Source organism: Streptomyces sp. NPDC059477 (assembly GCF_042749375.1).
Lineage (GTDB): Bacteria > Actinomycetota > Actinomycetes > Streptomycetales > Streptomycetaceae > Streptomyces.
The window spans coordinates 1-17,448 of record NZ_JBHYUG010000047.1; the positions used below are offsets into that span (position 1 = coordinate 1).

At 70.7% G+C, this 17,448-nt stretch carries 11 protein-coding genes and 1 pseudogene; 6 read left to right on the forward strand and 6 right to left on the reverse strand.

From position 1 onward, the window contains the following. Positions 1–1,650 (forward strand): alkyl/aryl-sulfatase (locus ACFXAZ_RS23030; RefSeq protein WP_384594284.1); only part of this gene is annotated, 1,650 nt, incomplete at its 5' end. A gap of 79 nt (positions 1,651–1,729) precedes the next feature. Here the strand turns inward: ACFXAZ_RS23030 and ACFXAZ_RS23035 are convergent. From ACFXAZ_RS23035 to ACFXAZ_RS23060, 6 genes are all read right to left on the reverse strand, one after another. Next, positions 1,730–3,190, reverse strand: coding sequence for an APC family permease (locus ACFXAZ_RS23035; protein ID WP_384594287.1), 1,461 nt, complete (start codon positions 3,188–3,190; stop codon positions 1,730–1,732). A gap of 96 nt (positions 3,191–3,286) precedes the next feature. Further along, positions 3,287–4,810, reverse strand: coding sequence for an aldehyde dehydrogenase family protein (locus tag ACFXAZ_RS23040; protein ID WP_384594290.1), 1,524 nt, complete (start codon positions 4,808–4,810; stop codon positions 3,287–3,289). Positions 4,811–5,131: 321 nt separating this feature from the next. Beyond that, entirely contained in the window at positions 5,132–6,244 is a 1,113-nt protein-coding gene (locus ACFXAZ_RS23045) for an alcohol dehydrogenase catalytic domain-containing protein (RefSeq protein WP_384594293.1), read from the reverse strand. Beyond that, the gene (locus ACFXAZ_RS23050; RefSeq protein ID WP_384594296.1) at positions 6,244–7,458 is read right to left on the reverse strand and encodes an aminotransferase class III-fold pyridoxal phosphate-dependent enzyme; all 1,215 of its coding nucleotides are present in this window, start codon (positions 7,456–7,458) and stop codon (positions 6,244–6,246) included. Before ACFXAZ_RS23050 ends, ACFXAZ_RS23045 begins: the two co-directional genes overlap by 1 nt. Beyond that, positions 7,455–8,471, reverse strand: coding sequence for a transketolase family protein (locus tag ACFXAZ_RS23055; RefSeq protein ID WP_384594299.1), 1,017 nt, complete (start codon positions 8,469–8,471; stop codon positions 7,455–7,457). The genes ACFXAZ_RS23050 and ACFXAZ_RS23055 overlap by 4 nt, the downstream gene beginning before the upstream one ends. After that, positions 8,468–9,325, reverse strand: a complete 858-nt coding sequence (locus tag ACFXAZ_RS23060) for a transketolase (protein ID WP_384594302.1) — start codon at positions 9,323–9,325, stop codon at positions 8,468–8,470. The genes ACFXAZ_RS23055 and ACFXAZ_RS23060 overlap by 4 nt, the downstream gene beginning before the upstream one ends. Positions 9,326–9,651: 326 nt before the next feature. Here ACFXAZ_RS23060 and ACFXAZ_RS23065 point away from each other — a divergent pair, with 326 nt between their 5' ends. From ACFXAZ_RS23065 to ACFXAZ_RS23085, 5 genes and pseudogenes are all read left to right on the forward strand, one after another. Then, positions 9,652–10,215: an Lrp/AsnC family transcriptional regulator gene (locus ACFXAZ_RS23065; protein WP_384594305.1), complete on the forward strand. Its 564-nt coding sequence runs from the start codon at positions 9,652–9,654 to the stop codon at positions 10,213–10,215. 251 nt (positions 10,216–10,466) lie between these two features. Then, positions 10,467–10,934: pseudogene (locus tag ACFXAZ_RS23070) on the forward strand (Scr1 family TA system antitoxin-like transcriptional regulator); the annotation flags it as partial. Beyond that, positions 10,931–11,134 (forward strand): DUF397 domain-containing protein, encoded by a 204-nt coding sequence (locus ACFXAZ_RS23075; RefSeq protein ID WP_384594308.1) that lies wholly within the window; start codon positions 10,931–10,933, stop codon positions 11,132–11,134. The pseudogene ACFXAZ_RS23070 and the gene ACFXAZ_RS23075, both read left to right, overlap by 4 nt. Positions 11,135–11,505: 371 nt before the next feature. Further along, positions 11,506–12,372 carry a DUF4132 domain-containing protein gene (locus ACFXAZ_RS23080; RefSeq protein WP_384594311.1) on the forward strand — a complete coding sequence of 289 codons (867 nt, stop codon included), beginning with the start codon at positions 11,506–11,508 and terminating at the stop codon, positions 12,370–12,372. Further along, positions 12,369–17,363, forward strand: coding sequence for a DNA-binding protein (locus ACFXAZ_RS23085; RefSeq protein WP_384594314.1), 4,995 nt, complete (start codon positions 12,369–12,371; stop codon positions 17,361–17,363). Before ACFXAZ_RS23080 ends, ACFXAZ_RS23085 begins: the two co-directional genes overlap by 4 nt. Positions 17,364–17,448 lie beyond the last annotated feature (85 nt).

Consider the following 17,448-nt stretch of genomic DNA (forward strand, 5'->3'; position numbering starts at 1 on the left):
GTCGCCCGGCATGGGCTGTACGAGGTGACCGAGGGCATCTACCAGGTGCGCGGTTTCGACCTGTCGAACATGACCGTGGTGGAGGGCGACCGCGGCGTCCTCGTGATCGATCCGCTCATCAGTGCCGAGACGGCCGCAGCCGCGCTCGCCCTGTACCGGCGCCACCGGGGCGACCGGCCGGTGACCGCCCTCCTCTACACGCACAGCCACATCGACCACTTCGGCGGTGCCCGGGGCGTCCTGAGCCAGGAGGACATCGACGGCGGGGTGCCGGTCATCGCCCCCGAGGGCTTCCTGGAGCACGCGGTCAGCGAGAACGTCTACGCCGGGACGGCCATGGGCCGCCGGGCCGCCTACATGTACGGCGCGGCGCTGCCCAAGGGCGAGCGCGGTCAGATCGGTGCCGGCCTCGGCCAGACGACGTCCACCGGTGCCGCCGGACTGATCCCGCCCACCGTGGACATCACCCGTACCGGGCAGAGCGAGACCGTCGACGGCATCCGGATGGTCTTCCACCTCACTCCCGGTACCGAGGCCCCGGCCGAACTCAACATCCACTTCCCCGACCGGGCGGCGGTGTGCATGGCGGAGAACGCCACGCACAACCTGCACAATCTGCTCACGCTGCGCGGCGCGCAGGTCCGCAACCCGCATGTGTGGGCGCACTACCTCACCGAGGCCATCGCGCTGTTCGCGGACCGCGTCGACGTGGCGTTCGCCTCCCATCACTGGCCGGTCTGGGGCCGCGAGCGGGTCCTCGCGTTCCTGTCCGGGCAGCGCGACCTGTACGCCTACCTGCACGACCAGACACTGCGCCTGCTCAACCAGGGGCTGACGCCGCTGGAGATCGCCGAGACGATCGAGATGCCGCCGACGCTGGCACGGGCCTGGCACACCCATGGCTACTACGGCTCGGTCAGCCACAACGTCAAGGCGGTCTACCAGCACTACATCGGCTGGTTCGACGGCAACCCCGCCCATCTGTGGGAGCATCCGCCGGTCGAGGCCGCCAGGCGGTACGTGGATTTCATGGGCGGAGCCGAACACGTACTGCGCCGTGCCCGCGAGTCCTTCGCCGCCGGCGATTTCCGCTGGGTCGCGCAGGTCGTCAACCATGTCGTGTTCGCCGATCCCGGCAACGCCGAGGCGCGCGCCCTTCAGGCCGACGCCCTGGAACAGCTCGGCTACGGCAGCGAGAACGGCACCTGGCGCAACTTCTACCTGACCGGGGCTCTCGAACTGCGCACCGGCTCCGTGGGCACCCCGACCGCCACCAACTCGCCCGACCTGCTGGCGGCCCTGACTCTCGACCAGCTCGTCGACTCCCTGGCCGTCCGGGTCGACGGCCCCCGCAGCTGGCACGCGGACCTCAGTATCCGCTTCCATCCGCACGGCGCGGACCCGGTCACCCTGCGCCTGCGCAACGGCGTCCTCGTCCACACCACCGGTACGACACCCGAAGTGAGCGAACCCGACACCGACATCACCCTGAGCGAGGCCGACCTGCGGGCCATCCTCCTCGGCACCGCCGATCTCTCCGACCTCGCCGACCAGGGCAGGGCCGAGATCGCGGGCGACCCGCGCAAGCTCACCGAACTCCTCGGCCACCTCGGAGATCCCGACCCCGACTTCGCCATCGTCACACCCTGACGTCGGTGCGGTACCGGGTGGAGGGAGCAGCCCATGGACCCGCCCACCTGACCCTCGACCACGTCACAGCGCCCTGTGGTCAGACGTTCCGGTCCAGCGCCTCGTAGCGATCGGGACGCGTGCGTCTCAGTCGTTCGGCGACGGCGATCCCCGAGGCGAACGTCAAGGTGATGACGCCACCCAGAACGATTGCGTTGGTGGTGCTTCCGACCAGCAGCCCGAAGTTCTTGATGACCAGCACCATGATCACGACGAGCCCGATGAAGGCCAGCCCCGGCGCGATCACCGCATGCCACAGGCTGGGCCTGCGGGCCTTCGTCAGGAAGAACACGATCACGGCCAGGCTGGTCATCGCCATCAGCGCTATCAAGCCGAGCGTCGACGCGCCGGAGAACCACAGGTAGATCTGCGCAATCGGATCCCAGCCCAGCACCGCGACGGCCACCATCGCGGTCAGCGAAACAGCGGTGAAGGCGAGCGACGACCGCGAAGGCGTACGGTGCTTCTCGTCGACCTCAGCCATGGCCCGCGGCAGCAGACCCTTTACCGCCAGCGTGAATTGATAGCGGGTGATGACGTTGTGGAATGACAGCACACAGGCGAAGAAACTGGTCACCAGCAGCACCTGGATCACATCGGTCAGGATCGGCGAGACATAGGTGACCGCCAAATTCTGCACGACGCTCTCCGGTTCCCCGGAGGCCTTCTCGACGGCGTCGCCGATGCCGAGCCCCTGGACCACCGTCCAGGCCGCGATCGCGTAGAAGACGCCGATGAACAGCACGGCGATGTACGTCGCGCGCGGAATGGTCCGGTCCGGGTCGCGTGCCTCATTGCGGAACACCGCGGTGGCTTCGAAGCCGATGAAGCAGAAGAACGCGAACATCAGGCCGAGACTCGGCGCGCCCGTCGCGAACTCGGACGGCGACAACGGCGCGGAGCTGAACCCGCCCTGCCCGCCGTGACTGATGATCCCGATGTTGACGACCACCACGGCGAGCGTCTCCGCGACCAGCAGCAGCCCCAGCACCTTCGAGCTCAACTCGATATCGCGATAGCCCAGGAAGCCGACGATCAGCACCCACCCGATGGCGCTGGTCCACCACGGCACGCCCATGTGCATGTCGGACAGCAGCTTGGTCGTGGCCACGCCGAGATACGCGTAGAGGCCCACGAGCATCACCCCGTACGACCCGAGTGCCAGCGCAGCCGCACCGACGCCGACGTGTCGGCCCAGTCCGCTCTGGATGTAGGAGTAGAAAGCACCGGCGTTCGGCACATATCTGCTCATCGCCGTGAAGCCGACGGAGAACAGCGCCAGGATGATCGTCGCAAGGAGAAAGAACTGCGGCGCCGCGGTGCTGCCGCTGACCGAGATGATGATCGGCACACTGGCGGTCACCACAGCCAGCGGTGCAGCCGCGGCGACGACCATGAACACGATGGAACCGACGCCGAGCCCACGGTGCAGCTTGGCCGCGCCACCGGGCGGTGTCTCCACGGCGGTGGCCGTGGATGGAGATTTCGGTGAGCTGGTCATGTGCGTGACTTCCTGACGAAATTCTTAGGGTGAAGAGGACACCGAGGCCGATTCAATAGGGCGGTCGAGGAGAATTCTGTGCGCCTGCCGGACGACTCAGTCTTCGGTGATGACTCCGCGCAGCACGATGCTCTTGACCTGAGTGAATTCGTCGAGAGTGTAGGCAATGCCCTCCCTGCCCATACCGCTCTTCTTGTACCCGCCGAACGCGGCCACGTCCGGCCGGTAGGCATTGCCCCCGTTGACCGAGACGATGCCGGCCTTGATTCGGTGCCCGGCCCTGATGGCCTGCTTGAGATCGGCGGTGAACACCGCGGCATTGAGCCCGAACTGCGAGGCATTGGCGATCTCGATCGCCTCGTCGAGACTGTCGACGGCCAGCACGGAGAACACCGGGCCGAAGATCTCCTCGTCGGTCGCGATGCCGACACTCGTGTCGATCTCCAGCAGGGCGGGGGTGATGAACGCTCCGTCGCGGGTGCCGCCGACCAGCAGGCGCGCCCCCTGATCCACCGCCTCCTGGATCTGGCGTTCCACCACACGGGCGGCGTCGACGCTGATCAGCGGCCCGACGTCGGTGTCGGCATCGGTCTGGTCGCCCACGCGCAGGGCCTCCACCCGGGCGCGCAGGCTGGTGAGGAAGTCGTCGTAGCGGGAGCGCGCGACCATGATGCGCTTGGTGGCGACGCATACCTGCCCATTGGCGTAGATCCGCCCCGCGACGGCATGGTCGACCGCAGCGTCGATATCGGCGTCGTCGCAGACGATGAACGCGTCGTTTCCGCTGAGTTCCAGGAACACCCGCACCACATTGCGGCCGGCATGGGCCGCGATGACCGCGCCGACCTCGGTGCTGCCCGTGAAGGTGACCGCGGCGATGTCGGGGCTCTTCGAAAGGTGGTCGCCGACCACATGGCCGTACCCCGTCACCAGTTGGAGCGCGGCGCCGGGCACGCCCGCCTGATGCAGGATCTCGGTCAGCAGGATCGTCGCGATGGGGTCGTCCTCCGGCGGCTTCACCACGATCGCGTTGCCCGCGGCCAGGGCGGCGCCGACCTTGTGGGCGAACAGCTCGGCGGGGAAGTTGAACGGCAGGATGCCCACCATGACGCCGAGCGGTTCCCGCACGGTGATCATCAGGTCGGCCTGGAGGCCTTCCTGGATGCCGAGGGGCACGGTCTGCCCGAACAGCCGCAGCGATTCCTCGGCGAAGCCCTCGAAGATCCGGACGGTCGTGTCGATCTCCATGGAGGCGTTCGCGAGGGTCTTGCCGTTCTCGGCCGCCAGTACGGAGCTGAGTTCGTCGCGGCGTGCGCGGATCCGGGCCGCCGCCGCCTTGAGGATCGCCGCCCGCCGGAACGCCGGGGTGGCGGACCAGAGGTCGGCGCCGTCCCGCGCCGCGTCGAGAGCGGCTTGCGCGTCGTCCGCGGTGCCGGCGGGGACGGTGCCGATGATGACACCGTCGAACTTGTTGCGGACTTCGATGATCTCGCCGGACGCGCTGTCGCGGTCCTGTCCGGCGATCGACATCCGATACCGGACAAGGGTTTCTGTGGTTTCTGTCTCGGTGGTCTCTGTCTCGGTGGTTTCTGTCTCGGTGGTTTCTGTCTCGGTGCTCATCTGTGAGCTCCTCTCATGAGCGCGGCGCACTGCTGAATGGTTCGGGATGGGATGACGGGGCTGCGCCGGAGTGCGGCGAAGTCGGCGCTGGGGATGCTTTCGTGATCTCTCGCGGCATGTGTCCCGACTATGATGCAGATCACTTTTGTCCAGCGAGCGAAATCCGAAGATCGTACCGATTCCGGGCGGGAATCTTCGGCGATCTTCAGCCCGCCGCCGATACGCAGCCGCTCCGCTCCGAAAGTTCTTCGGCGGCGGCTCGGTGCGCGGAGAATCGCCCGTCGGCCACGGATGCCGGGAAGCGGCCCAGCCGTGGAGGCATCAGGCCGTGTCGAACACGATCACCTGTCGGATGGCCAGGCCGTCCGCGAGGAGGTCCATCGCCTCGTTGATCTGGTCCAACTCGATCCGCGAGGAGATGAGTTTCTCCACGGGGAGTCTCCCGTCCCGCCACAGCTGTGCGTAGCGGGGGATGTCGCGGGACGGCACGGCGGAGCCGAGATAGCTGCCGACCACCGTTCTGGCTTCGGCGGTGAAGGTCAGCGGGGACAGCGACGCACGCGCGGCCGGGGAAGGCAGTCCGACGGTGATCGTCGTACCGCCCGATCGTGTGGCGGTGAAGGCGGTCTCGAACGCGCCGGCATGTCCAGCGCATTCGATGACGTAGCGGGCCTTGATGCCCAGCCGCTCGACCTGCGCGGGTGTGTAGGTCTCGGTCGCGCCGAGATCGGTCGCTCGGTCGCGTTTCGCGTCGACGGGGTCGACGGCGATGACCCGGTCGACGCCTTGTGCTTTCGCCGTGATGATCGCGGCCATCCCGACGCCTCCGAGTCCGACGACCATCACCGGGTCCGACGGCGCCGGCTTCGCGACATTGAGCACGGCGCCGCCGCCGGTGAGGACCGCGCAGCCGAGCACCGCGGCGACCTCGGGTGGGATATCGGCCCCGACAGCGACGGCCGACGCACGGTCGACCACGGCATACGTGGCGAACGCGGACACACCGAGGTGGTGGTGGACGGTCTCGGCGCCCCGGCGCAGGTGCCGGGATCGGTGCAGCAGGGTGCCCGCGCTGTTGGCGGCCGTGCCCGCCGCACACGGCAGGCGGCCGTCCTCGGCGCACGCCTCGCACCGCTCGCAGCGGGGCACGAACGACATCACCACCCGCTGGCCCTGTGCGATGTCGGTCACCGCCGCACCCGTGGCCACGACCGTGCCGGCGGCTTCATGGCCGAGCAGCATCGGGGTGGGCCGCAGGCGATTTCCGTCGACCACGCTCAGATCCGAATGGCACACACCGGCCGCCTCGACCTTGACGAGCAGCTCGGTCGGACCTGGCTCACCCAGCTCGACGTCGCCGACCGTGATGGGGCGTGACGTCGCGAAGGGTCTGGCCCGCCCGGACTCTTCCAGCACCGCTCCGGTGATCTTCATCAGCGGGTGAGCGCCGCGAACGCGCCGTCGGTGCGTTCGAGGGCATCGTCGATATCGGCATCGGTGTGCGAGGCCCCGAGGAACCAGTTGTGGTACGGGTGCACATAGACCCCCCGCGCGCCGGCCTCGTCGGTCCAGCGCCGGGTCAGGGTGAAGTCGTCGTCACCGGCGAACCGCAGCAGCGGCATCTGCACGGGACCCGACTGGATCACCTCGAATCCATGCGCCGACGCCTGCGCGGCGAGCCCGTCGCGCAGCCGCTGACCCGCCCGCGCGATGCGGTCCAGCGCGTCGGTCTCGCGCAGCTCGGTGAGGGTGGCGACAGCCGCCGCCATCGACGCCGCGGAGAACCAGAACGAGCCCGTCGCATAGATCCGGCTCGCCGCGTCCCGCAGAGCATCGGTGCCGGTCACCGCCGCCAGTGCGTACCCGTTGGCGATGGCCTTCGACCAGGCCGACAGGTCGGGCCGCACGCCCATCGATTCCCAGCTCCCCGCGATGTCGAGCCGGAAGCCGCACCGGACGTCGTCCAGGATCAACGCGGCACCCGTCCGGTCGCACAGCTCCCGCAGCCCGCGGGCGAACCGGCGGTCCGTCAGCTCCTGGTCGCGATGCACGTCCTGCCGGTGCGGGCAGACGATGACGGCGGCCAGATCGTCGCCGGCCCGCGCCGCGGCGGCGCGCACCGACTCCAGGTCGTTGAACTCGAAGTAGTCGAGGTGCGCGCGGTCCTCCGGGGTGACGCCCGCGGTGACGGGCGTGCACCAGGGCGCCGCGCCGTGATAGGCGCCCTTGGCCATCAGCACTCTGCGCCGTCCGGTCGCCGCCCTCGCGATCGTCACCGACGTGGTGGTGGCGTCGGTGCCGTTCTTCGCCAGCAGTGCCCAGTCGGCGTGCGCGACGGTGTCGACCAGCAGCTCGGCGAGTTCCACCATCACCGGCGGCGCGCCGTTCAGGCAGTCGCCCCGCCGGAGCTGCTCGTCCACCGCCCGCTGCACCGTGGGGTGGCGGTGTCCGAGCACGACCGGGCCCCACCCGCACATGAAGTCGACATAGGTGTTGCCGTCGGTGTCGGTGACGCGGCAGCCGTCGCCGTAGGCCATGTACTGCGGCAACGTGTCGGAGAACCCCCGCACGGCCATGTGCCCGTAGATCCCGCCGGGGATCACCATCTGTGACCGCTTGGCCCAGCCGGTGTCATTTTTGTTGATCATCGGAGCAGCTCCTTGGCGACCTCGGCGATGCCGGGGGCGTCGAGACGGTACTTCGCGTACAGCGCGGCGGGCGGACCGACGGGGATGTACTCGTCGGGCACGCCGTGTTTGCGGAACGGAATCGCGCGTGCCCCGCCCTCGAACAGTGCCTCGGCGACGGCCGTGCCGAGCCCGTTGGTGACGTTGTGCTCCTCGACGGTCAGGATGGCGCCGGTGTCGCGCGCCGCGGCCAGCACCTCGTCGACGTCCAGCGGGGCCACGGTGTGCATGTCGACGACGCGCGTGCTGACGCCTTGCGCGGCGAGGGATCGAGCGGCGTCCAGAGCGGGTCTGACCTCGCTGCCCGTGGCCACGATCGTCAGGTCCGTGCCCTCGCGCAGCCGAATCGCCTTGCCCAGCGTGATATCGGGGACGTCGGCGTAGACCTCGGGATCGCGACCGCGGCCGAGCCGGATGTACATGGCGCCCGGATGGTCCACCGACGCCCGCAACACCGCGCGCAGATGGTTCTCGTCGGTCGCGCACACCACCATCAGATCGGCGAACGTGCGCAGGACACCGAGGTCTTCCAGGGCGTGGTGGCTGGTCCCGTAGAACCCCATCGACATGCCGGAATGGTGGCCGACGATACGCACGGGCATCCGCGGATAGGCGCAGTCGGTGCGGATCTGCTCCGCGCACAACAACGCCGAGAACGAGGCGAATGTCGCGGCGAACGGCACATAGCCGCACGATGCGATGCCCGCCGCGGTGGTGATCATTCCCTTCTCGGCGATGCCCATATTGAAGAAGCGTCCAGGGTGCCGCGCGGCGAAGTCGGTGGCGCGGTTCGCGCTGGCGAGGTCGGCGGTGAGCACGACGATACGGGGGTCGCCGTCGGCGAGTTCGGCGAGTTCCTCGCCGAATACGAACGCCGGTATGGAGCTGACGTCGCTGCCGTCGAAGGAGCGCTTGTCGCGCAGCTCGGTCGCGCCGCCGCCGAAGATCTCTGCCTGGTCCTGAGTCGCGGTCACTTTGCTGCCTCCAGCGGTCGCAGGCCCGCCTGCAATTCCGCGATCACGTTGTCGTAGTCGGCGCCGACGAGATTGCCGACGTGCCAGTCGGGGTTGTATTCCATGAGCCGCACACCGCGGCCCTTCACCGTGTCCGCCACGATGAGTTGCGGTGGGCCGTCCTGCGCGTCGGGCAGTGCGTCGAACACATCGAGGAGAGCGTCGAGGTCGTGGCCATCGACCCGGTGGGTCTGCCAGCCGAACGCGCGGAAACGGTCCTCGATCGGCTCGACGCTCATCACGTCGTCCGTGAATCCGTCGATGCACAGTTTGTTGCGGTCGACGATCGCGACGAGCCGGCCCAGCCGGTAATGGCCGGCGGCGTTGGCCGCCTCCCAGACCTGGCCCTCGTGCAGCTCACCGTCGCCGAGCATGCAGAAGGTCCGATACGGCCGGTCGCCGATCCGCCCGCCCAGCGCCATGCCGACGGCGATCGACAGCCCGTGGCCGAGCGAACCCGAGCTGAAGTCGATGCCGGGGATCTTCTTCATGTCGGGGTGGTCGCCGAACGGGCTGCCGAGACGCGTGTAGGTGTCGAGTTCGGACGGGGCGAAGAAGCCCACGTCGGCCAGCACCGGGTACAGACCGATCGCGGCGTGTCCCTTGCTGAGCACGAACCGGTCCCGGTCCGCCCACCTCGGATCCGCCGGTTCGTAGTTCAGCACCGAGTAATACAGGGCGGCGAACAGCTCCGCGGCCGAGAACGAGGAGGTGTAGTGGCCCGCTCCGGCGATCTTGGAGAGCCGCACCGTTTCGAGCCGGATGAACTTCGCGCGGTCGGCCAACTGGTCGAGCCGCGCCTTCCGTTCGGGCATGTCCTTTGCTGGAATCACTGGATTGCTGCTCCCTTGCAGGGTCGTGACGGCGCCGGGGCGGGTAGCGGCGAGCCCCGCGCCGCATCGCGTGTACGGCGAAAGGTGCGTGGCATACGCCGCGCCGAACCGTCCCGGGTTTGACCTGACACCCATGCTGGGAGAACCTTCGCCGGAACGCCGCTGGGTCTGAACATTCTGCGGATACACGCTTGACTCAGGCAGATTCTTCGCTCAGGGTCGAAATCGCCTGGGCACCTCCGAAAGTTCTGCCGTCTCGCGGACAGGCCGCGACTCATCGGCCCAGGCTCTGCACAAGGAGGTCACCCATGCGGGGCTACGTGAACGAGCGGTCCAGGGAGATAAAGATTGACGAGATCGACGAGATTCTGCTCTGGGAACTGACCACGGACGGCCGGATATCCAACAACGACCTGTCACGCAAGGCAGGCATCGCCCCGTCCACGTGCCACGCCCGGATCAAACGACTTGAGAAACTGGGTGTCATCAAGTCGATCAATACCTTCGTGAACTACGAGGCGCTCGGATTTCCTATCCAGGCCATCGTGTTCGTGCGACTCCAGGCCCAGGCCCGGGATCAGGTGAAGGCTTACGCGGGCCGGGTCATTCGATTCCCACAGGTGCTCAATGTGTTCTTCATGGGCGGTCCGGACGATTTCCTGATCCATGTCGCGTGCACATCGAGCGCCCAACTGCGCGACTTTGTCGCCACGAGGCTCAGCACGGGCCCTGTGGCCGCAACCACCACCAGCATCGTGTTCGACCACTTCATCGGCGTGCAGCACACGGAGTACGTGAGCGGATACGAGGAGATGCGCCGTCCCATTCCCCCACGCGACTCCACCGGCACGGCGGGTGCGCTTCGTGACTGAGGCCGTTCCTGGTTCGTCTCACAGAGGGTGACCGAGCGCCGTAGGTGAGCAGTGGTCGACGCGATACGGAGCGTGACCGGTCGTGCTGGCCGCCGGCAGGCGACGGGCGGCTTCGGGAACGGGTGGGTGGTACGGGAACGGGTGGGTGGCACGCGATGGTGGCACGCGGCGGGGCGGACGCCGAGGACCCGGCGGGCTCGGAGGAGGTCGCGGAGCTGTTCCGCGCCGTGGAGCAGGCGAAGGAGCGACGACGGGTACGGCATCCGGAGTGGTTCCGGGATCACGCCGACCTGGAGCAGAAGGCCGTCGAGCCGCACGACTACAGTTCGCTGGCCATCCCCGGTCTGCTCCAGACGCAGGCGCACGCGCGGGTCGTCTTCACCCCGCGGCAGCCGCTGCTGGATGAGGAGACCATCGAACAGCGCATGGCAGACCGGCTGGACCGGCAGCGCCTGTTCGGGCGATGGCCCGCGCCGACCCTCACCTTCACCATCGGGAGTCCGTCCTGCGACGCCCTCTCGGAGGGTGGGCCGTTCATCTCGCTGGCCCCCAAGGGAAAGCACCGGGTGGCGTACCTGGAGGTCCAGCACATCAGCCGCCTCATCACTGACCCCGATGAGGTACGTATCCTGGCGGCACGCCACGGCAGCATCAGAGCCCAAGCCCTCACGCCCGGCGAGAGCAGGGCACTGATCGAGAAGATGCTGGGGGAACGATGAGCAGCGAGCAGCCCATGCAGCTGAACTGGTTGAAGAGCAGTTACAGCAGCGGCGAGGGCGGTGCGTGCGTCGAGTTCGCCACCGACCGCACCACCGTCCACATACGGGACTCGAAGGCGTACGACGGCCCCCGGCTCGCGTTCGCACCCAGCACCTGGGCCGGATTCGTCGCGGCTGTCGGGCGGGGGCGGTCCGACTGACCTTCCCCGCCTGAGAGTCCCCCACTCAGTCGTCATGCCGAGGCCCCTTGCCCGGTGGCGGATCCAGCAGTGCCTGGTACGCGCCGCCGGACAGGCAGGCCTCTTCGCGTGCGAGGGCCGCGCACCGGGCGAGTGGCCGGAATCGATACCCCGGCGCGCAGGGCCGTCGGCCTCGGCCTGTGGGGGTGAACGAGCGTGCCAGAGGGCTCCTTGGCATCGCTCACGCCCGTCGCTTCCCCTGGTCCGTGCGCCGCTTCGCCGCTCGTTGTCAGTGGGCGCCGCTAACGTTGTGATTGTTGTCGCACCGGTGTCGGGGACTCCCGGCTGAACTGTGCTTTCTTCTTGCTGGCTTGATGCGTGAGGCGGGGATCGTGGGTTGGCTGTCGGCGGGTGACGGGTACGAAGTCGCCCTGGTGGAGGGGCGGGTGGCGGCGCGGGCCACCTCGGGGCGGGCGGCGGGGCGGCGGTTGAAATCCCTGCCGCGTGCGCTCAAGGACCACCCCGAGGTGGACCGGCTGCGGCGGTTCGCGGAATGGCTGGATCGGCATGCCGCGGGATGCGTCGCGCAGGTGGACGCCTGGATGGTGTCGTCGCTGCCCGTGCCCACCGGCCTGCTGGCCCGGGTGTGGCCGGACGAGGCCTGGCAGTCGGCCCTGCGTGATCTGGCCGTGGTCGGCGACGACCCCGACGAGGTCGGCTTCCTCCGGGGCACCACCGAGGACGGCGAGCTGCGGGTGGTGAACCTCGACGGCGAGACGGTACGGCTGTCCCCGCGCACGGTGACCCTGGCGCACCCGGTGCTGCTGCCCGACCTCGACGACATCCGGGAGTTCGCGGCGGAGCTGGGCATCGTCCAGCGTGTCGAGCAGATCCACCGGGCGACCTGGCAGCGGCCCGGCGATCTCGACCCCAAGGCCACCGAGATACGTGAGTTCGCCGGCGGCTCCTTCCGCTCGCGCTTCGCCCTCGCCGCGCGCGCCAGCTCCCTGGGCTACCGCGTCTCGGGCGGCTACGCCACGGCCCGGGTGCGGGACGGCGGACGCACCGTCGAGGCCTCCGTGTGGATCGGGGAGCCGTACTGGGGGGACTCCGTGGAGACCGGTGGACTCACCTGGCAGGGCCAGGACGGGCGGGCTCTGGCACTGCGCGAGGTGGGCGCGGTGGCCTGGTCGGAGGGGATGCGGATGGCGGCGGCGCTGTACGCCGGGCGTGACATCGAGGAGGGCAAGAACGCATGAGCGGGGGGACGCAGGTGGGGACGCAGGGGACGCAGGTGTCGTACGAGGACATGCTCGCGGCGGGCGCGGTGCTGCCGCCGGGCACGCGGGACGCGGGTGAGCGGGCGGTTCCGCTGACGGCGCGCAGGTACCGCCACCCGGGGCTCGACGACCGGGTGGTGGTGCGGCTGGTGGCCGGTGAGCTGGGCGCGGCGGAGGATCTCGCCGCCGGTTTCCTCGGCCTGGAGCAGGACGGCGAACCGGCCGTGGTGGGTCTGGGGCTGCGCCAGTCGCTGGGCTTCCCGGAGTGGGTGCTGGTGCACCACCCCGCGGACGGGCACCACGCGCTGGGCGTCGTACCGGATCTGGAGCGGGCGGCCCGGCAGGCGAAGTCCCGGCCCAAGGCCGCCATGGACGCCTATGGGGAGCTGGGCGCGCGGCTGGCGGCCTCCGTCCCGCACTTCCTGCCCACGTTCTACGAGCAGGCCGGGCGGGTCTTCCTCGCCGAGGAGAACGCCACGTACGCGGCCCAGTTGTTCACCCGGGCCCGCAAGGCCGAGGCGGAGCACGGGCTGGACATCGAGGAGGACCGGCTCGACGCGGTGTTCCTCGAATTCGCCCTGGCGGGCGCGCTGCCGGTGAAGGTGCTGTCCGCGTACGGCCGGGAGCTGGCCGCGCGGGTACCGGCCGAGGAGGCGCTGCGGCGCTTCACCCGGCTGTGTCTGCGCCGCACGGCGGGCGGTCTGCCGCCGTCCGCGCAGATGGCGGGCGATCTGCGCAAGCTGGCCCGCGCGGCGGGGCAGGACGCCGACCTCGCCGAGCAGGAGTATCTGTCCGAGCTGCTCGGTCTGCCGGCCACCCTGCGGGCCGCGGCCGGCTGGTGGAAGGGCCACCGGGCCGCGCTGGTGGCGCTGGCCGCCCGGGAGCGGCGGGTGCGGGGCGTCCTGCTGGACATGGTCCCGGCGGGCCATGACGACGAGATGCCCGCGCTGTGGCTCAAGGTGCTGGAGGACTCCGGCGCCACGGCGGGGCTGTGGGACGCCTCGCTGCCTGAGGAGGAGCGGCCCCGGGACGGCACGGCGGGCTGGCTGGGGCGCTTCCTGACCTTCCGCGAGCGGGCGCGCTCCTGGCGCGGCTCGACCCGGATGCCCGAGCTGTATCCGCTGGTGGAGCGGACCGTGGACCGGCTGCGGGCCGAACTGCGCGCGTCCGGCGGCGCGTTGCGGGTCACGCACGACATCGATCTGATCGACCTGCTGCTGTCCCTGGACGTCCCGGTGGCCGCCCCGGAGCGCGACGACGCCCTGCCGCTGACGCAGTGGGCACAGGGAGAGGGACAGCGGGAGTTGGTGTTCCTGGGCGCCGACGCCCGCTTCCACTCCGCCTTCCTGAAGGGCGCCGACCGGTTCGGCCAACACGACGACGCGCTGTCGGCCATCCGTCTGCTGGCCGCGTCTCCCGGCTGCCGTCCGCTGCTGGCCCGGTGGATCGCGGGGGTCGTCAAGCGGTTCACGGCGGTCGGTCTGCCCCAGCTGCCCGACGCGCTGGACCGGCTGAAGTGGCTGCCCTCCGAGGCGCTGGCGCTCGCCGAGGACGAGGTGCGCGAGGCCGTCGCCACCGACCTCGCCCCCGTGCTCGTACGCACCCTGCGGGCCGGTCTCTTCGACGAACTCGGCTGGCCCGCCTGGGAGGAGGCGGTGGCCGGCCTCGTACCGAAGACCCAGGTGGAGGATCTGATCGTCGCCGACGCCTGGCCCCACCTCGTGGTCGCCGGCGCGGCCCAGGCCCGGGTGATCGGCGCCGAGGGCACCGTGCTCACCCATGACCTGCGCATCCCCGCCGGCAACCGCCACGGCGACCCGGGCTTCCACCACGTGGACGGCGAACTCCTCGTCTACTGGAACAGCGGCAACGGCGGCATGCGCGGGTACTGGCACAGCCGGGCCGACCGCGTCGAGACGCTGGAGGGGCCGCACACCACCCGCGGCACCGAGATGGACTGGTACCGGGGAGACTTCCCGATCACCCTGCCGCTGCCCGGCGGCGGCCGGACCACCGGCGGGGGTGTCCTGCACGCGGGCGACACCACCGTGCCCGAGGAGCACCGGCTGCTCTTCGACGGCTCCTCGTACTGGGTGTGGCACGCGGACTCCACGGACCGCGAGGCGCACGGCTGGTACGAGTACGACCCGGCCACCGGCGTCCGTGGCCGGATGAGCCGGCCCGCCTTCCTCGCCGACGCGCTGCGGGACGCCCCCGAGGGCAGCAGCTTCGCGGGCGGGCGGCTGCGTCCCTCCCCCACGACCGGTGCCGCCCCCGCCTCCGCGCCCGTGCAGGGGCTCGTCGGCCTGCGCAGGGTGACGCTCCCGGACGGTTCCACGCGTGTCGAGGATCTCGCCGGGCACACGCTCACGCTCCCGGCCCAGGCCGGGCGGCCGTACACGCTGGTGATGTTCCCCGGCGCCGAGCGGCCCACTGCGGTGGTGCGCAACAGCTGGCAGCTCGACCTCGTGGACGCGGAGGGTGTCGTCACCGCCTGGGCGAAGACCGACCGCACGGCGGGCTCCTTCGGCGAGGGCACGCTCCTGCTGCCGCCGGTGCAGTACTGGGAGTGCCTGACCCCGCGCGACCCGGCGGGCTCGGCGGGGCTGCGGCGCATCGACCGCGACACCGCCGCCGCCCTGCTGGTGGCCGCCGCCGACCAGGACGCCGAGGCGCTGCCCGGCGCGATCCGCACCCTGCTGGCCGTGACCCACCCCGCCCTGCTCAAGGGCATCGCCGGGGTCGTGCGTTACGCGGCGGCCCAGCAGGGCGTCCTGGACGCGGCGGCGACCCGGCTGACCCGGGCCCTGGAGGGCGGCCCGGTGGACGAGGGCCCGGCCGGTCCGGCGGACCGTGTGCTGCGGGACGCGATGAGCGGTCTCGGTGCGTGGCGCGGCCACTGGTGGGGCGGCGACGACCAGGCCGACACCGTCTTCCGCGCGCTGCGCGTGCTGACCCGTGCCGCCGAGGCCGACGGTGCCGAGGCGGACCCGCTCGCCGGGCGGCTCCACCTCGACGGACCCGAACTGCCCACCGGACAGCCGGAGCTGCCCACCCTGATCGACCGGACGCCGGCTCTCGCCTACCGGGCCGCCGCCGGCACCACCACCGACGAGCACCGCGAGGTGCTGCGGCAGCTCCTGGCCGGATTCGACCGGTTGGGGATGGGCGACGGGTCGGCGGAGTCCGGCCGGTGGCGCCGGGTGACCCTGCACCTGGACGCGCACCTGCTGCGTATCGCCTCGGGCGAGGGTCGGGAGGGCTCCTGGGAAGGTCTGCTGCCGCTGGCGGACGGCGCCTTCATCGCGGTGACCGGACACGGGTCCCTGAGCGACGACGGCTGCGACTTCGCCGGGCTCTTCCACGACCCGGCCGGCCGGTTCGCCGTGCCGGAGCCCTACAAGGTGCTGTCCTGCGAGCCGATCGGCCAGGGCGACGAGGGCAGTCAGGGCGGCGAGGGCGGTCCGATCGGCGAGGGCGGACGCCTGGTCGGACACCGGGTCGGAGACCGGGTCTGGCTCGGGGAGTTCCTGGGCGCGCTCGCCGAGCGTGGTCCCGCGCCGTGGTTCCCCGGGGCCGCCGAGGAGTTCGCCCGCCTGACCGGCATCACCGAGACGATGGCCCGGCTCGTCGTCGCCGGGCTGCCGGGAGTCGACGCCTACGAGCGGACCTTCCTCACCACCGAGGCCCGTAACGCCATCGGCGTGAAGGCCGCTCCCGCGGCGGTCGCCAAGGACGAACTGCGCGGCATCGACAGCGCCGTGCGCGCCGAGGTGGTGGCCGCCCTGCTGCCCGCCGATCCGGCCCGGCTGTGGACCGAGGGCCCGGACGTGGCCGCCGCTGCCGCCGTCTGGAACGCCCGGCTCGGCAGGCGTCCCGCCCTGCCCGAGGAGCTGCTCGGCGACGCCGTCCGCACCCTCAAGCACTCGGCGTGGACCGTACGGGAAGCCCTGCCCGCGCTGCTGGACCCGGCGGGTGCCCCGCAGCTCAGCCGGGATCTGCGCTGGGAGGTCAACGGCGACCGGGTGCGGCCGGTGGGCGACGAAGGGGCCGGGTTCACCGTGGAGACCCTGGTCGGCACGGTGGCACTCATGGCCTGGCTCGCCCACCGGCTGCCTGCGGGCGACCCGATCCGCGCCGCGCTGCCGCCCGCGCTCAGCGCCGTACGCGCTCGGCTGGCGGCCCCCGGCCTCATGCTCGACCTCGGCCGCTACATCAGCCTCCCCGCGTTCCGCAAAGCGGCGGGTGCGCCCACCGAGACCGGCCCGGGATTCGAGCGCTACGGCGCCGTCGTCCTCGCCACCCATGACGACCAGCCCGCCCCGGGAATCCGCGTCGATCTCCTCGACGAGGCCGGCCAGGACCCCCACCTGCCCGCCACGCGCGTCGACGACCACCCCTACCCGGCCGAGGTCGCCCTGCGGATGGTGCGCGACCCCCGTTTCGCGGCCCTTCTCGCCGACCCCGGGGAGCCGGTCGTGGGCGACCGCGACAAGACGGGCACCTGGTGGCCGCAGGACCCGGGCCGCTCCGTGCCCGACCTGGTCACCGAGGCGGCCAAGGAGTACGGCCTCGGCGAGGACGCGGCCACGCTGTATCTGATGCTGCTCGCCCTGCCCGACCCGACCGACCGGTTCACCGCCCGGTGGACGGGCTGGAAGCCGGCCCGGCTCAAGGCGGCCCGGGCCGAACTGGCCGCCACCGATCTCGTGGTCGAGGCCACCCGGACCAGGGCGGGCCGTTCCCTCTTCCTGCCCGGCGGCTGGGTCGAGCAGTCGGCGCCCCGGGTCCCGCTGGAGCGCTGGAAGCTGCCGCTGTTCGACGTGGTCCACGGCGAACACGCCTCGTTCGACGTGATCGTGCCGACGGAACCGGTCGCCGACCTGTATCGCAGAGCCTGGCAGCGGGTCCTCGACGGCGGCGCGCCCCGGTTCGAGGAGCTGAAGGTGCGGCGGGGGCGGCGGCGCTGACCGAGGTGGGGCGCCGCGTCAGCGAATGACGCGGGGGGGGGAGGGAGTGGCCCCGGGGGGAGGGAGTGGCCGGGGGCCGGATACC